Below are 15,385 nucleotides of genomic sequence, written 5' to 3' on the forward strand. Positions count from 1 at the left end.
CCTATTTTCCAAGCAGCATTTATCTTCGAAGCCGCTCCTTCGAAACATTAGTGTCCTGGCAGCGCCTCCGGAGTCCGACGGAGAACTCGTCGATCCTCCCATTGACATCGTATGACCGAACGTGCACGCAGGTTCAAAGATACTCTTTATCGGAGCAGCCAGCATGAAGAGTATTCGGATTGTGCCCAGGAGCGAAACAGGCAGGGGCCAAAGCGTGACCTTCGTCCTGGCGGTCGGATCAACCCGACAGGTGTGCGTTTTGAATACGACATTCAAGACGCAAAGTCAGGCCTTCAGCTATTTGCAAAAAAACCGGACTGCGTTCGAAGTGGTGGCTCGGGCCCGTTTCGAACGTGGCGAGATCGAAGATGGCATGATCCGCTTGAAAATGCTCTAGGCGGCGGTCACCGGCCGCGTTTGATGCCAATGCAATGCGTCCGCGTCACCGGCGCTGGGTGATTTTTGATAACCTCCCGAAGCGGCTCTGATGTTGGCTATGCCGGGCAAAGCAAGCGTCGTCCTTACGACAGTCCGTCCATCGGCTGTAATCACATTGAGTCAGAGGGGGTCGCGCTCTCCGTTGTATCGGCGCGGCGAGGCGACTGATCAGTCTTTCTTGGAATTAGCAGCCTCTCTCGCTAATCGTTCGGCTTTCAACCGCTCCAGGTTTTTACGCAGAGCGATTTGCTCTTTCTCGTGTTCCGTCAGCGGGCTATCCGACGGACGAAATATGTTGTTGGCATTATTTTCACGCTTGCTCATGACGAGACCTTTCGAATTGCCAGGTGCCGGCGGGGCTATCGCAAATGGCATCGCAATAACGGACGAACTGCGTGAAAGGGCCCCGACTGGGGCTGGTGGACTGGGGCCGCCCGGCCAGTGCGCGACGAACGGGGCATCCGGGCAGATTAGCCATAGGTTAAAATAGGTTTGGGCAGTCGGGCCACAAGGGGCATTCTGGCCGCGTCTACAGGCTCAAGGGGGCTCTTCAGTCAACGGGCTTGGGGAGTATGCGCTTGGCGATACGTCATGATTTCTGCCCCCGACGGTGTGCTTCTAGAATTGTTCGATTCTACTGCTCCGTGCAAGATCGCGGGTCGCTTCAATGGTGAAGTGCTGACTTCCGATTTTGGCCGCCCTTTGCGGACACGGCGGAGGTTGGGGCCGATTTCAGCTCCTCACCGAAAGCGGAAACCTAGCCTTTCCAGTACACCGACCACGCACATGCAAGCGGATTCCGGTACTGAGAACGGGATCAATCGTCGGCGATAAGTTTGTTCAGATTGCTTACTCGCGCAAGCCCCAAGGAGCTGACAAATCCATATGGAGCGCGCACCATCGGTCCATAGAATAATGAGAAATTGGCGCACCCGACACGATTCGAACGTGTGGCCTTCGCCTTCGGAGGGCGACGCTCTATCCAGCTGAGCTACGGGTGCTTACTGCTTACGCAGTGCTTACGCTGATTTCGCGTACGAGTTAACCCCAACGCGCTAGCCTCGCAAGCCTTTGCACTTCAATACTCTTTCTTCCTCACTTTTCGCACCAGCCAGCTTGACACCTGCCTTCGGAGGGCAACGCTCTATCCAGCTGAGCTACGGGCGCGGCGAGGCCTCGTTTAGCCGATTGGCGGGGGGTGGGCAACCTCCGGCCGGCCTAGCTGCCCAGCCGGCGTGTGGCCAGGGCCGGAACCTCCGGACCGCCGCGGTCGAGCCGGGCGAATTCGGCCAGCATCCGGTCGGCGCAGATCACGCGGTTGCGGCCGAGCCGCTTGGCGGCGTAGAGCGCCTGATCGGCCAATCCCAGCAGGCGGTCGGGACCGAAATCGAACTCGCCGGGACCGTGGCTTGCGACCCCGACGCTGAGCGTGACATGGGCGCCGGCGCCATCGGCGCCATGGGCGATCCGCAGCTCCATCACCGCGCTCCTGATCGCCTCGGCGATGCCGCAGGCGCCCGTGCGGTCGGTCTCCGGCAGGATCAGCGCGAACTCCTCGCCGCCGTAGCGGCTGGCGAGATCGAGCGGGCGCGAGGCATGGCTGCGGACGACGGCGGCGACCGCGCGCAGGCACTCGTCGCCGTTCTGGTGGCCGTGGTGGTCGTTGAAGAGCTTGAAGTGGTCGACGTCGGCGAACAGCAGCGACAGCGGCTGCTGCGTCCGCTGCGCGCGAGACCATTCCTCCAGCAGCATCTGGTCGAAGGCGCGGCGGTTGGAAAGCCCGGTCAGCCCGTCCTTGGTCGCGAGCTCCTTCAGCGCCATCTCGGCGCGCTTCTGGTCGGTGAGGTCGCGCAGGGTCTCCACCACCGCGATCAGCCTGCCGTCCTCGTCGTGAATCGGTCCGGCGTCGATGGCGAGATAGAGCTGGTTGCCGAGCTTCGGCATCACGCACCAGTTCTCGGCGCTGAAGCCGAGCCCGTTGTTGCCGCGCGCCGCATATTCGGAATAGAGCTCCGGCAGCTGCTCGGGCATGTCCAGCGCGACGAGGTCGGCCAGGCAATGGCGCTTCTTCTCGTAGAAGGCCTGCCAGTGCCGCGTGGTGCCGATCACCTCGGAGGCGGCGACGCCGGTGAGCCGCTCGCAGGCGCGATTCCAGATCACGACGCGGCGCTTCGGGTCGATCACGAAGGTCGGCACCACGAGATGCTGCATCAGCCGCACCGCATAGGAATGGGCGAGGTCGGGCGCGCCGGGTTCCGTCTTCGCCATGTCAGGCCACCGCCGCCACGTGAGCGCTCGCCGTGCCGAACAGCTTCATCACTTCGCGCGCCGGCTTCGGCGCGCTGAACAGATAGCCCTGCATCTCGGTGCAGCCGAGCATGCGCAGCATCTCGCGCTGCGCCTCGGTCTCGACGCCTTCGGCGACGGTCGTCATGTTGCTGGCGGCGGCGATGTTGACCACCGCCTGCACGATGACGGGAGCGCCGCCGAGCTCCGCGATGTCGGCCACGAAGCAGCGGTCGATCTTGATCTTGTCGAACGGGAAGCGCTTCAGGTAGCTCAGCGAGGAGTAGCCGGTGCCGAAATCGTCGAGCGCGATGCGCACGCCGATGGAGCGCAGCTGGTACAGGATCGACAGCGCGGTCTCGTCGTCGCGGATCAGGACGGCCTCGGTGATCTCGAGCTCCAGCCGCCGCGGATCGAGACCGGAGGCGGCGAGCGCGCCCGCGATCTTCAGCGCCAGGGTCTCGCATTTGAGCTGGACCGGCGAGACGTTGACCGCCAGCCGCACATGGTCCGGCCAGGTTGCGGCTTCCGCGCAGGCCGTGCGCAGCACCCAATCGCCGAGCTCGGTGATCAGGCCGGTATCCTCCGCGACCGGGATGAACTCGGCCGGCGACACCATGCCGCGCTCGGGATGGCGCCAGCGCAGCAGCGCCTCGCAGCCCGAGACCTCGTTGGTACGGAGGTTGACGAGCGGCTGGTAGTGGATCTCGAAGCCGCCGTCCGCCATCGCCTGGCGCAGGTCCTGCTCCATGGCGAGACGCGCCTTGGCGCTGGCATCCATCGCCGGTTCGAAGAACCGATACGTTCGCCGGCCTTCGGCCTTGGCGCCGTACATCGCGAGGTCGGCATTCTTGATCAGCTGGTCGAGATCGGTGCCGTCCTGCGGCGCCAATGCGATGCCGATGCTGGCATCGGTCGAGAGCTGGTGGCCGAGGCAATGATAGGGCTGGCGGATCGCGTCATGGATGCGGGTCACGAAGGCGGTCACGTCGTTGGCATTCATGACCTGCGTCTGGATGACGGCGAATTCGTCGCCGCCGAGCCGTGCGATCAGGTCGCCCTGCCTCAGGCAGCCGCGGATGCGCCTGGCGACCGCCTTGAGCAGCTCGTCGCCGACGTGGTGGCCGAGCGAATCGTTGATGCCCTTGAACTCGTCGACGTCGATGTAGAGCAGGGCGAATTGCTCGCCCCGGGTCGCCTTCGCCAGCTCGCGCTGGATCTGTTCGCGGAACAGGGTCCTGTTCGGCAGGTCGGTCAGCGCGTCGTAATGCGCCATGTGCGCAATCTTCTCGTTGGCGCGCCGCCGTTCGGTGACGTCGTCGACGACGTGGATCAGGTAGCGAGGTTCGCCGGCCTGGTCGCGAAGGCCGATGCGCTGCGAGGTGACGTAGCGGAGACCCTGCGCCGGGGTTTCCCAGGCGTGCTCCTCCTTGAACAGGCCGTCGTCGGACTGCAGGGCCTTGTCGTCGTCGTCGGTGACGATCTCGGCGGATTCCTTCGGGAAGATGTCGAAGGCGGTCTTGCCGACGACCATGTCGCGCGACAGGCCGAATTGCTCCTCGGCGACGCCGTTGATCAGGAGATACTGCCGCGTGCGCGCGTCCTTCACCGTGATCTGCGACGGAATGTGATCGATGATCTCGCGCAGGAAGGTGTGGTTGCGGTCGCGTTCCTGCTCGATCGTGCGCCGTTCGGTGATGTCCTCGATGGTCGCGATCCAGCCGCCCTGCGCCAGCGGCGTGTTGACGATCTGATAGGCCGGCCCGTCCGCGAACTCCATCACCTTCCTGGTGGTCCTGCCCTCGGCGACACCCTTCATCACCGTCGCGCAGAATTCCGCAATGTCGCCGTCGAAGCTGCCCCTGTCCTTGCGATGCTGCATCACGTCGTAGAAATGGCAGCCGGACTTCACGATGTCGGCGGACAGGCCGAACATGTCGACGTATCGCCGGTTGCACGTCACCAGTTGCCCGGAGGCGTCGTAGAACACCAGCCCTTGCGACATGTTGTTGAGGGCCGTGTCGAGCCGCAGCCTCTCCGATTCGATCCGCTGCTGCGCCTCGCGGTTCTGCCGGTTGATCTGACGAATGATCAGATAGAGCATCAGCGCGATCACCAAGGCCGAGAGCGTGGCCGCCGCGATCAGGAATCCCGTCTGCTGGCGCCAGTCCGCGAGCGCGGCCGCCGTGGTGTTGGTCGCGATGATGACGAGCGGAAAGTGCTTGAGCGGCGAGGCCGAGCCGATGCGCTCCTCGCCGTCGACCGGACTCTTCATCCGCATGGTCCGCCGATCGTCCTGGGTCAGCACCCTGTGCAGCAGCGGCGCGTCCTTGAAGTTCTTGCCGACGAGTTCCTCGACGTTGGGATAGCGCGCGAGCATCGTGCCCTCGCGATCGAACAGCGAGATCGCCGCGCCTTCGCCGAGCGCGACGGACGCGAAATAGTGCTGATAGCTGTCGGGGTCGATCCGTCGCACCATCGCGCCGAAGAACTCGCCGTTCGCGCCCGTCAGGCGGTGGGCGACGACCGTGGTCCATTTACCGATGATGTAGCTGCGCACCGATTCCAGCAGCATCGGCCCCGCGCTCGGGTTCGACTTGAAGGTCTGGAAATAGGCGCGCCCGGAAACGTTGATCTTGGGCAGCGGTTGCGCCCGCGACCAGTTGATGAGGTCGCCGTTCGCGTCGTAGATCGCGATGTCGCCGAGATAGGATACGGCGCTGATCCTGCCGATCAGCATCCGGTTCGCCTCGGGTCCGGACATGCGCGCCCGGAACATTTCGGGCGAAGCGATCTGCGAGAGGTTCATCTGCGAGATCAGGTCGGCTGCGATCGTGTCGGAATCCTCGAACTGCTGGTCGAAATGGCGGGCGAGCAGCAGGACGGTGTTCTCCAGCTCGCGCTCGCGGTTGGTCAGGGTGCGCTCGCGGAATTCGCCGACCGCGAACGCGGTGACGACGAAGATGCCGGCCACCAGCAGCGCGCCGCTCAGGGTCAACCACGCCACCGGGCCGCGGCGCGCGCCGGCGCCCCAACCGCCGGTTGCGGCGCGGGCCATTCTGCCTGCCATCCTGGACATCGCTCGGCGCATCGCCCCTCCCTTGGGGGCCATGAATACACCGCACAAATGGCCTAACCCTTAGGAAAGCCGGTTATTTAAGCCTTAACTGGCGTGCAACGAGGCGGGCCCCGGAACGGCGGGGCGGAAGCCGGCTCGCATCGCGCGGAGGTTGTGCAGTGCAGGGTGCCTGGTGCGGTTAATGCCGCGTTAACGGCGAGATCTGGCTTCGCTCACGCCTTGCCGGCGCCGGCACTGCGCAGCCGTCCCACCACTCCGGTCGGGAAGAAGTACACGCTCGCGATGAACAGGAGCCCGAGCCACAACAGCCAGCGGTCCGGATGCAGCAGGCCGGGCAACAGCGGCAGGCCGGCATCGGCCGCCGCCCTGGAGGCGACGCCCATCAGCGCCTGCAGGTAGTTCTGCGCCAGGATGAAGATGGTGGCGCCGATGATCGCGCCGTAGATCGTGCCCATGCCGCCGATCACCACCATCAGCAGGATATCGAGCATGATCGAGAAGCTGAGCGAGGTGTCGGGCCCGGCATAGCGCAGCCACAGCGCGTTCAGGATGCCGGCGGAGGCCGCGACCAGCGCCGCCAGGCAATTCGCGTAGGTCAGGTGGAACACGGTGCGGAAGCCGAGCGCCTCGGCGCGGAAGCGGTTCTCGCGGATCGCTTGCAGCACGCGGCCGAACGGCGAATTCACCACGCGCAGGAGGCCGAGGATCATCAGACCCGCCGCGACGAAGACCAGGTAGTAGGTCAGGGTACGTCCGTTGAGCTCGAAGCCGATCAAGCTCTTCGGGATCAGCACCGTGCCGGGCCGCAACAGTTCCGGGAGCTGGAAGCTGCGGCCGTCCTCGCCGCCGGTGAGCCAGGCCATTTGCGACGCCAGCACCTGGAAGGCCGAGGCGACCGCGAGCGTGATCATGGCGAAGAAGATCGCGGCCACCCGCAGCGAGAACAGCCCGATCGCGAGCGCGAGCAGCGCCGCCAGCGGCAGCCCGGTCACGATGCCGGTCGCGACCGCCGCCCAGTTCGGCCCCATCGCATAGAGCGCGATCGCGATCGCGTAGCTGCCGATGCCGTAGAACATGGTGTGGGCGAACGACACCGAGCCGGTATAGCCGAGCAAGAGGTCGTAGGAGGCGACCAGCGCGGCGAAGATGCAGATCTTGGCCGCGACGTTCATCGCCTTGGCGCCGGGGAAGACGAACGGCGCTGCCGCCAGCGCCAGGATGATGACGACGAGGATGAGGCCGAGGACGCGGCTGCGCGGCGGGTCGCCGGAAAGGATCATCATCGGCTGGTCACCGCATAGAGGCCGCGCGGCCGCCACATCAGGATGGCGACCATCAGCAGGATGTTGGACACGAGGGCGAGCTTCGGCAGCAGGAAGCCGCCGTAATTGGCGACCATCGCCACCAGGATCGCGCCGATGAAGCAGCCGCCGATCGACCCCAGGCCGCCGATGATGATGACGATGAAGATCAGCACCGTCAGCTCGTCGCCGACGGAGGCGTGCACCTGCTCGCGATAGAGCGCCCACATTACCCCGCCGAGGCCGGCGAGCGCCGAGCCGGTCATGAACACGCCGAGGAACAGGCGGCGGATGCGATAGCCGAGCGCCTCGACCATCTCGCCGTTCTCGACGCCGGCGCGGATCAGGAGCCCGAGCTTGGTGCGGTTGAGCACGAGCAGGATCGCGGCGAAGACGACGAGGCCGACCAGCATCGCCAGCAGGCGGTATTTCGCGATGGCGACGTCGCCGAAGATGAGCGAGCCGCGCAGCGAGGCCGGCAGCGGCGTCGGAATGATCTGCGGTCCCCACAGCGCGTAGAGCGTCTGCTCGGCCACGATCAGGCCGCCGGTCGTCATCAGGATCTGCTTCAGGTGCTGGCCATAGACCGGCAGGATCAGCACCCGTTCGACGACGAGGCCGAGCGCGCCGGAGACGGCCATCGACAGCAGCGCAGCCGGCGCCAGCACCGCGAGATTGACCCAGAGCGAGTCGACCTGCAGCGAGGCGGCGAACGGCAGGAGGATCAGGGTGGCGGCGTAGCCGCCGACCGCGATGAAGGCGCCGTGGCCGAAATTGAGCACGTCCATCAGGCCGAACACCAGCGTGAGCCCCGAGGCCATGATGAAGATCATCATGCCCATGGCGAGGCTCGCGACCGTCAGCGTCACCCAGGAGCTGGTCGAGCCGACCAGCGGGATCACGGCAAGCGCGAGCGCGATCGGAAGCAGGATCGGCGCGAGATCGCGCTTCGGCTTCGGCAGCGGATCGGTTGCGGCGAGGTCGGTCACTGATGCGTCTCCAGGCTGAGCCCCAGGAGCCGCTCCTGCAGCGGCACGTCGGCGGCGAGGGCCGCCATCTCGCCGCGATGGACGATCTTGCCGTTGTCCATCACCAGCACGCTGTCGCCGAGCTCGCGGGCGGCGAAGAAGTTCTGCTCGACCAGGAGAATGGTCGCGCCCTTGCGCTTGATCTCCTTCAGGCACTCGATCAGCGCCATCACGATGGCGGGCGCGAGCCCCTTGGTCGGCTCGTCGATCAGCAGCAGCTTGCGGGGCTCGACGATGGCGCGCGCGATCGAGAGCATCTGCTTCTGCCCACCGGAGAGGGAGCCCGCCCGCGACAGCCAGAACCGCCGCAGCGCCGGGAAGAAGCCGAAAATCCAGTCGAGCCTGGCGTCGTCGAGCGGCCCGTCGCGCGCCGCCAGCACCAGGTTCTCCTTGACCGTGAGGTCGGAGAACACCGCCATGCTCTCCGGCACGTAGCCGACGCCGCGCCGGGCGATGTCGGGGGTCGCGAGCCTTTCGATGCGCTCGCCGGAAAGCGCGATCTCGCCGGACGATGCCGGCCACAGGCCCATGATGGTGCGCAGCGTCGTCGTCTTGCCGGCGCCGTTGCGTCCGAGCAGCATCGTGGTCTGCCCCTCGGCGACCGCGACGTCGATGCCCTGCAGGATATGATAGCGCCCGATATGGGTGTGCACGCCGGCGAGTTTCAACAGCTCGCTCATGCCGCGTTCCTGCCGGGCGCGACGCCGAGATAGGCTTCCTGCACGATCGGCGAGGCGATCACCTCGGCCGGTGGGCCGTCGGCGACGAGCTGGCCGTTGTGCAGCACGATGATGCGGTCGGCGAGCGAGCGCACGACGTCCATCTTGTGCTCGACCAGCAGGATGATCTTGCTGCTGTCCTGCTTGAGCGCGCCGATCAGATTCAGCACGACGGGCACCTCGTCGATGCTCATGCCGGCGGTCGGCTCGTCGAACATGAAGACCTTCGGCTCCAGCGCGATCATCAGGGCGACTTCGAGCTTGCGCTGGTCGCCATGCGAGAGCGCGGTCGCCGCGACGCTGCGGCGGCCGCCGAGCGCGACCTGGTCGAGGATGGCGTCGGCGCGGGCGATCAGGTCGCGCCGCACCATCCACGGCCGCAGCATGTCGTAATGGGTGCCGTTCGCGGCCTGCACCGCGAGGCGCACGTTCTCCTCCACGCTCAGGTTCGGAAACAGATTGGTGAGCTGGAAGGCGCGCCCGAGGCCGGCGCGGGTGCGCATCGGCGCGGAATGCTGGGTGATGTCGGCGCCGTCGAACAGGATGCTGCCGCTCGTGGCGCGCAGCTGGCCCGAGATCAGGTTGAAATAGGTGGTCTTGCCGGCGCCGTTCGGCCCGACGATGGCGGTGAGCTCGCCCGGCCGAAAGCTGCAGCTCACGCCGTTGACCGCGACATGGCCGCCAAAGCGTATGGTCAGGTCGCGGGTTTCGAGGCTCAGTGTCATGCTTGCCAACCGTGCGGTCTATCGGTTTACCTCTCCCCGGAGGGGAGAGGTCGATTTGCGTCTGGCGATGCGAAGCATCGTCAGCGGAAATCGGGTGAGGGGGCTCAGGTCCCACGAAAGAGCAGAACCCCTCACCCGCGCCTCCGCCGCGACCTCTCCCTTCGGGAGAGGTGAACCGGCCGGCGCTCTCGCACACTCAGCGCTTGTTGCGGATCGGGACGTCCATGTCCTCGATCTTGAGCTCGCGGACCGGCTCGAGCACGGCCCAGGCGACGTTCGGGTCCACCTTGACCTTGAAGTGATACATGCTCTGCAGCGCCTGATGATCTTCTTTCCGGAACACCATCTTGCCCTTGGGCGTGTCGAACTCCATGCCCTCCATCGCCGCGATCAGCTTCTCGGTGTCGGTCGACTTCGCCTTGGTGACGGCGGTGACGACGCTCATCGCGGCCGCGAAGCCGCCGGCGGTGAAGAAGTCCGGCGGGGAGTTGAAGCGCTTCTGGTGCTCGGCGACCAGCCAGTCGTTCACCGGATTCTTCGGGATGGCATAGTAGTAGTAGGTGGCGCCTTCCATGCCCGGCAGGCTCTTGTAGGCCGCGAGCGCGGGCAGGATGTTGCCGCCGGTCGACAGCTCGATGCCGTAGCGCTTCGGATCCATGTCCTGCAGCTTGGCGAGCGGGTTGCTGGCGCCGGCCCAGATCACCCAGATCACCTTGCGGCCGGGCTTGTCCTTCAGCGCGTCGAACAGGCGCTGCCCGACGGCGGTGAAGTCGGTGGTGTTGGTCGGCGCGTACTCCTCGGCGCCGAGCGTCGCGCCGGTCTTGGCGAGCGCCTCCTTGAAGGCGGCGACGCCGTCGCGGCCGAAGGCGTAGTCCTGCGCCAGGGTCGCAACCGTGACGCCCTGCTTGCCGATCGCGACCGCGTTGGAGATCGCGTCCTGCGAGGAGTTGCGCGCCGTGCGGAAGATGTAGCGGTTCCACTTCTCGCCGGTAATCTGGTCGGCGACCGCCGGCTCGACGATCAGGATCTTCTTGTTCTCCTCCGCGACGGGCAGGATCGCGAGCGCAGCCGCCGACGAGGTCGTGCCGATCGCGATGTCGACCTTGTCGTCCTGATAGGCTTCGGCCAGCGCCGCCTTGGAGAGGTCCGGCTTGCCCTGGTCGTCCTTGGTGATGACGACGATCTTGCGGCCGTCGATCGTCATGGTGCCCTTGGTGGCGTATTCGAGGCCCATCTGCAGGCCGGTCTCGGTCTGCTTGGCGTAGGCCTCGAGCGGGCCGGTCTTGCCGTAGATCAGCGCGATCTTCAGATCGTCAGCCTGCGAGGCGGTAGTCGCGGCCAAGCCCGCGGAAAAGCCGAGAACGGCTGTCGTGAGGATGGTTGATAGACGCACGATGGTTCCTCCTGGTTTGGATTTCGGTTCTTAGAATTTCGGGCGACAGCGATTTGCACAGGCCGGCGAACATTGCAATTGCACCTTCCGGCCGGCCTGCCGGCATGTCGTCTGGCTCATGTCCGGGCCTTCCGTGCAGGCAGCGGCGCGCCGCGATCGGGCGCATCGGTTCCCTGGCGCCAGTCCGACTGCGCCTCTTCCGCGCTCTCGAAGATGTGCGGCGCAACGCCGCGCCTCTGCAGCGCTTCGCCGAGCTTGATGCGCAGGAACCCGGAGGTGGTGTAGCGCGACACGCCGGAATAGAAGCGGTCGACGAGGCCGCGCACCATGGCGGAGTAGTCGTCGAGCAGCTCCGGCAGGATCGAGAAATTGTCATAGTTGACGATGGCGTAGGCCCTGCGGCCGAGCGGGGCGAGTTTGGCCTCGACGGTTCGCGCGATCGCCTCGATGTCGGACTTGCTGCGCAAGGAGTAGCGCTCGAGGTTGACGAAGAACAGGTTCTGCTGCTCGTCCAGCGTGAAGCGCTGGTCGAGCGGGATCGTGAGCAGGGCCTCGCGCAGGTCCATGAGGCCCTCGCGGAAGATGCGGGCGTCCATCGGCAGGGGATCGCGCGGGATCAACGGCCTGAAATCCATCAGGCGCAGGATGTCGCGCTCGATGTCGACGCCCGGTGCGACCTCGATGAGTTCGAGCCCGTCGGCCCGCAGCGCAAAGACGCAGCGCTCGGTGACGTAGAGCACGCTCTGCCCGCGCGCGGCGGCGACCGCGCCGGAGAAGGTGACCTGCTCGACCGCGTCGACGAATTTCCGCGAGGTCGCCTCCTCCAGAATCGAAAGCCGGCCGTCGGCGGCGCGAATCCGCAATTTGCCGGCGCCGAAGGTGCCGACGAACACCACCTTCTTCGCGTTCTGGCTGATGTTGATGAAGCCGCCGGCGCCGGCGAGCTTCGGCCCGAACTTGCTGACGTTGAGGTTGCCGGCGCGGTCGACCTGGGCGAGCCCGAGGAAGGCAGCATCCAGCCCGCCGCCGTCGTAGAAGTCGAACTGGTAGGGCTGGTCGATCACGGCCTGGGTGTTGATGGCCGCGCCGAAATCGATGCCGCTCGCGGGGATGCCGCCGATCACGCCAGGCTCCGCCGTCAGCGTGATCAGGTCGATGATCCGCTCCTCGTTGGCGACCGAGGCGATGCCCTCGGGCATGCCGATGCCGAGATTGACGACGCTGTTGGCCTTGAGCTCGAAGGCGGCGCGGCGGGCGATGACCTTGCGCTCGCTCATGGGCATCGCGGGCAGCGAAGCCGCGCGCACCCGGATCTCGCCGGAGAAGGCCGGATTGTATTGCGTGCCAAAGGTCTGCCAGTGGTGCTCCGGCTTGGCCACGACGACGCAGTCGACCAGGATGCCGGGGATCTTGACCTGGCGCGGATTGAGGCTGCCGCTCTCGGCCACCCGTTCGACCTGCGCGATGACGATGCCGCCGGAATTGTGCGCGGCCATGGCGATCGCCAGCGCCTCCAGCGTCAGCGCCTCCTTCTCCATGGTGAGGTTGCCGTCGGCATCGCCCGTGGTGGCGCGGATGATGCCGACATGGATCGGGAAGGTCTTGTAGAGCAGGCACTGTTCGCCGGAGATGGTGATCAGCTCGACCATGTCCTCGGTGGTGCGCGCGTTCAGCTTGCCGCCGCCATGGCGCGGATCGACGAAGGTGCCCATGCCGACGCGGGTGATGTGGCCGGGGCGGTGCGCGGCGATGTCGCGGAACAAATGCGTGATCACGCCCTGCGGCAGATTGTAGGCTTCGATCTGGTTGGCGATCGCAAGCCGCTGCAGCTTCGGCGCAAGGCCCCAATGGCCGCCGATCACCCGCCTGATGAGCCCTTCATGCGCGAAATGGTTGAGGCCGCGATCCCCGCCGTCGCCCTGGCCGGCCGCATAGACCAGCGTCAGATTGCGCGGCTTGCCTTGCCCGGGGGTGACGTCGTCTGCGTTGGAGAGGTAGCGCTCCTCCAGCGCCAGCGCGATCTCCTCGGCAAAGCCGATGCCGACGAAGCCGCCGGTCGCGACCGTGTCGCCGTCGCGGATCAGCATGACCGCTTCCGCCGATGTGACGACCTTGCCCTTCTCCGGATTGCGCAGGTAAGGCAAGGCGGGATGCTGGCTCACGGCGTTCCTTCCCGAGCTGATGTGGATCGCATGCCGTCGTTCGCTTTTGCCTTGCCGTAATTTATCGCTGCGACAGGTGCGGCACTAGGCCGCTTCCGCAGGCACGAGCAGTCTCGGGCTCCGCCCGCCTTCATTCAATCCAGAAAGATAATTCCGCGGTCGGTTGCGGATGGTCTCGTCGCGCTCGACATCTGCCTCACTCCCCCCTGCGCAAGCGCCTGCCTGAGCGTTGCGTCTTTGTGCGCGGCGAAAGCAAGGCCCGCGCCAGCTGCGAAGCCGATGCGCAAAGTGGCCGAAAATCCGCCATTTTGCGGTTCGGTGCCGGCGCGGGATGCTGGCTGGCCAGCGTCCGGAATCCGAGACTCCGGACAAGCCTATGTCTCGAAGCTCAGACGGCCGCAGGTCCCGAGGCCACGCCGAACTTGGCGAGCTTCTTGTAGAAGGTCGCCCGCGAGATGCGGAGCATCCTGGCGGCTTCCGAGATCTGGCCGTTGCTGGCGGCGAGCGCCTGTTCCAGCGTGTGCTTCTCGAACTCGGCCTCGGCTTCGGCGTAAGGCACGACGATTCCTGCCGGCCTGGCCGCGGCCGCGGGCCTCGGCTCCGCGCCGATGGTCAGGATGCGGGCAAAATCGTCGCCGGTCAGCCGGCCGGAATCGCTCAGGATCAGTGCGCGCTCCAGGATGTTGCGCAGTTCGCGGACGTTGCCGGGCCAGCCGTAGCGGGCGAGCGCCGCAAGCGCGCTCGGCGTGATCCTGGCGTTGACGTAGTCGCCGCTCGCGCTGATGTCGTCGAGCAGTCGCGTGCAGATCTCCGGGAGATCGTCGAGGCAATCGCGCAAGGGCGGCAGGTCGATCGAGAGCACGTTGAGCCGGTAATAAAGGTCGGCGCGGAACGCGCCCTCGCTGACGCGCCTGTGCAGGTCGACGTTGGTGGCGGCGATGACGCGGACGTCGACCTTGCTGACCTTGTCGGATCCGAGCGGCTCGATCTCGCGCTCCTGCAGCACGCGCAACAGCTTGGCCTGCAATTGCAGCGGCATCTCGCCGATCTCGTCGAGGAACAGCGTGCCGCCGTCGGCGATCCGGAATTTGCCGTCGCGGCCCTTGCGGTCGGCGCCGGTATAGGCGCCGGGCGCGGTGCCGAAGAATTCCGATTCGATCAGCGTCTCCGGAATCGCCGCGGCATTGACGCTGACGAAGGGTTTTTCGGCGCGCGACGATGCGTTGTGGATCGCCTGTGCCAGCATCTCCTTGCCGGTGCCGGTCTCGCCGGTGAGCAGCACGGTCACGCTTTGCCGCGCGGCACGCACGGCCAGCTCCTTGGCCTGCGCGATCCGCGGCGTCGTGCCGACGAAGTCGGCGAAGGTGAAGCGCGCCGCGCGGGCATGCGACAACTGCCGCCGCGCCAGCCGCAGGTCGCTCTCGAGCTGCGTCACCCGCGACAACAGCGGCTTCAGGCCCTCGAGACGATCGTACAGCACGAAGCCGATCGCGCCGATGACGTTGCCGTCCTCATCCTCGATCGGCATGCGGGTGACGACGAGCTGCTCGCCGCCGAGTTCCATGACGTCGAGGATGATCGGCTCCCCGGTCTCGGCGACCCGCCGCATCAGGCTGTTGGGGATGATCTCCTCGATCGGCCGCCCCAGCGCCTCGGAAGCGTGCGAAAGGCCGATCGCGGTCACGTATTTCTCGTTGACGTAGACCACCCGCCCGCCGCGATCGATCGCGATCGCGCCTTCACAGAGATGCTCGAGCCGCTCGAACAGCGTCTCCATCGCGCGGGCGCGGATATAGGCGGGGTCGCTGACGGGGGCGGAACGGTCGGACACGGCGTACCTCGATGGCGGCCAAGGCCGGGAAGCGGGGGAAGGTCCGCCTGTCTATTACCAAAAGGTCAGCAATTTCAAAGACCGAATTCGGCCGAAAGCCGATTGCGGCCCCTACCGCCGATAGCCGCCGGCGCGCGAATAGGCCTGGCGGTTCTGCTGCTGCGGGCGGCTTGCCTCGCGGGTGCGGGCTTCGCTCGATTGGGGCGTCGCGAGCTTGAGCTCTTCCAGAAAGATCGGCCGCGAGAAGTAGTAGCCCTGCGCATAGCGGATCCGGGTCGCGGCCTGCAGATAGGCCAGCGCCTCTTGGGATTCGAGGCCTTCGGCGATCACGGTCATGCCCAGCGCCTCGCTCAGCGATTCGATCGCGCGCAGGATGCCCTTGCGCCGTTCCCTCTTGGTCTTGGTTAAGGGGTACGAAGACAT

12 protein-coding genes and 1 tRNA gene are annotated in these 15,385 nt (G+C 65.9%); 1 reads left to right on the forward strand and 12 read right to left on the reverse strand.

The features are described from left to right. Positions 1 to 214: 214 nt before the first annotated feature. Positions 215 to 397, forward strand: coding sequence for a hypothetical protein (locus KGM94_RS15850; RefSeq protein ID WP_366526249.1), 183 nt, complete (start codon positions 215 to 217; stop codon positions 395 to 397). Positions 398 to 606: 209 nt separating this feature from the next. Here the strand turns inward: KGM94_RS15850 and KGM94_RS15855 are convergent, their stop codons facing one another. The 12 genes from KGM94_RS15855 to KGM94_RS15910 all read right to left on the reverse strand — a co-directional run. Beyond that, entirely contained in the window at positions 607 to 762 is a 156-nt protein-coding gene (locus KGM94_RS15855) for a hypothetical protein (RefSeq protein ID WP_300260905.1), read from the reverse strand. A 600-nt stretch (positions 763 to 1,362) separates the two neighbouring features. Continuing rightward, a tRNA-Arg gene (locus KGM94_RS15860) sits at positions 1,363 to 1,439 on the reverse strand. Positions 1,440 to 1,656: 217 nt separating this feature from the next. Continuing rightward, positions 1,657 to 2,706: a diguanylate cyclase gene (locus KGM94_RS15865; protein ID WP_300260906.1), complete on the reverse strand. Its 1,050-nt coding sequence runs from the start codon at positions 2,704 to 2,706 to the stop codon at positions 1,657 to 1,659. A gap of 1 nt (position 2,707) precedes the next feature. Next, positions 2,708 to 5,782 carry an EAL domain-containing protein gene (locus tag KGM94_RS15870; protein WP_300260907.1) on the reverse strand — a complete coding sequence of 1,025 codons (3,075 nt, stop codon included), beginning with the start codon at positions 5,780 to 5,782 and terminating at the stop codon, positions 2,708 to 2,710. Positions 5,783 to 6,015: 233 nt separating this feature from the next. Next, complete coding sequence (locus KGM94_RS15875) at positions 6,016 to 7,086, reverse strand: branched-chain amino acid ABC transporter permease (protein WP_300260908.1); 1,071 nt, start codon at positions 7,084 to 7,086, stop codon at positions 6,016 to 6,018. After that, positions 7,083 to 8,093 (reverse strand): branched-chain amino acid ABC transporter permease, encoded by a 1,011-nt coding sequence (locus tag KGM94_RS15880; protein WP_300260909.1) that lies wholly within the window; start codon positions 8,091 to 8,093, stop codon positions 7,083 to 7,085. Before KGM94_RS15880 ends, KGM94_RS15875 begins: the two co-directional genes overlap by 4 nt. After that, positions 8,090 to 8,812 carry an ABC transporter ATP-binding protein gene (locus KGM94_RS15885; RefSeq protein ID WP_300260912.1) on the reverse strand — a complete coding sequence of 241 codons (723 nt, stop codon included), beginning with the start codon at positions 8,810 to 8,812 and terminating at the stop codon, positions 8,090 to 8,092. The genes KGM94_RS15880 and KGM94_RS15885 overlap by 4 nt, the downstream gene beginning before the upstream one ends. Then, positions 8,809 to 9,576, reverse strand: a complete 768-nt coding sequence (locus tag KGM94_RS15890; protein ID WP_300260914.1) for an ABC transporter ATP-binding protein — start codon at positions 9,574 to 9,576, stop codon at positions 8,809 to 8,811. The genes KGM94_RS15885 and KGM94_RS15890 overlap by 4 nt, the downstream gene beginning before the upstream one ends. Before the next feature lie 196 nt (positions 9,577 to 9,772). Continuing rightward, a complete protein-coding gene (locus tag KGM94_RS15895; protein ID WP_300260916.1) occupies positions 9,773 to 10,969 on the reverse strand; it encodes a substrate-binding domain-containing protein in 1,197 nt (398 codons plus the stop codon). A 116-nt stretch (positions 10,970 to 11,085) separates the two neighbouring features. Then, on the reverse strand, positions 11,086 to 13,131 hold the full coding sequence (locus KGM94_RS15900) for an acyl CoA:acetate/3-ketoacid CoA transferase (protein ID WP_300260918.1): 2,046 nt from the start codon (positions 13,129 to 13,131) through the stop codon (positions 11,086 to 11,088). Between the two features lie 388 nt (positions 13,132 to 13,519). After that, positions 13,520 to 14,962, reverse strand: coding sequence for a sigma 54-interacting transcriptional regulator (locus tag KGM94_RS15905; protein WP_300260920.1), 1,443 nt, complete (start codon positions 14,960 to 14,962; stop codon positions 13,520 to 13,522). A gap of 111 nt (positions 14,963 to 15,073) precedes the next feature. After that, positions 15,074 to 15,385 (reverse strand): EAL domain-containing protein (locus KGM94_RS15910; protein ID WP_300260922.1); only part of this gene is annotated, 312 nt, incomplete at its 5' end.

The organism is Bradyrhizobium sp., from assembly GCF_028868675.1.
Taxonomy (GTDB): Bacteria; Pseudomonadota; Alphaproteobacteria; order Rhizobiales; family Xanthobacteraceae; genus Bradyrhizobium.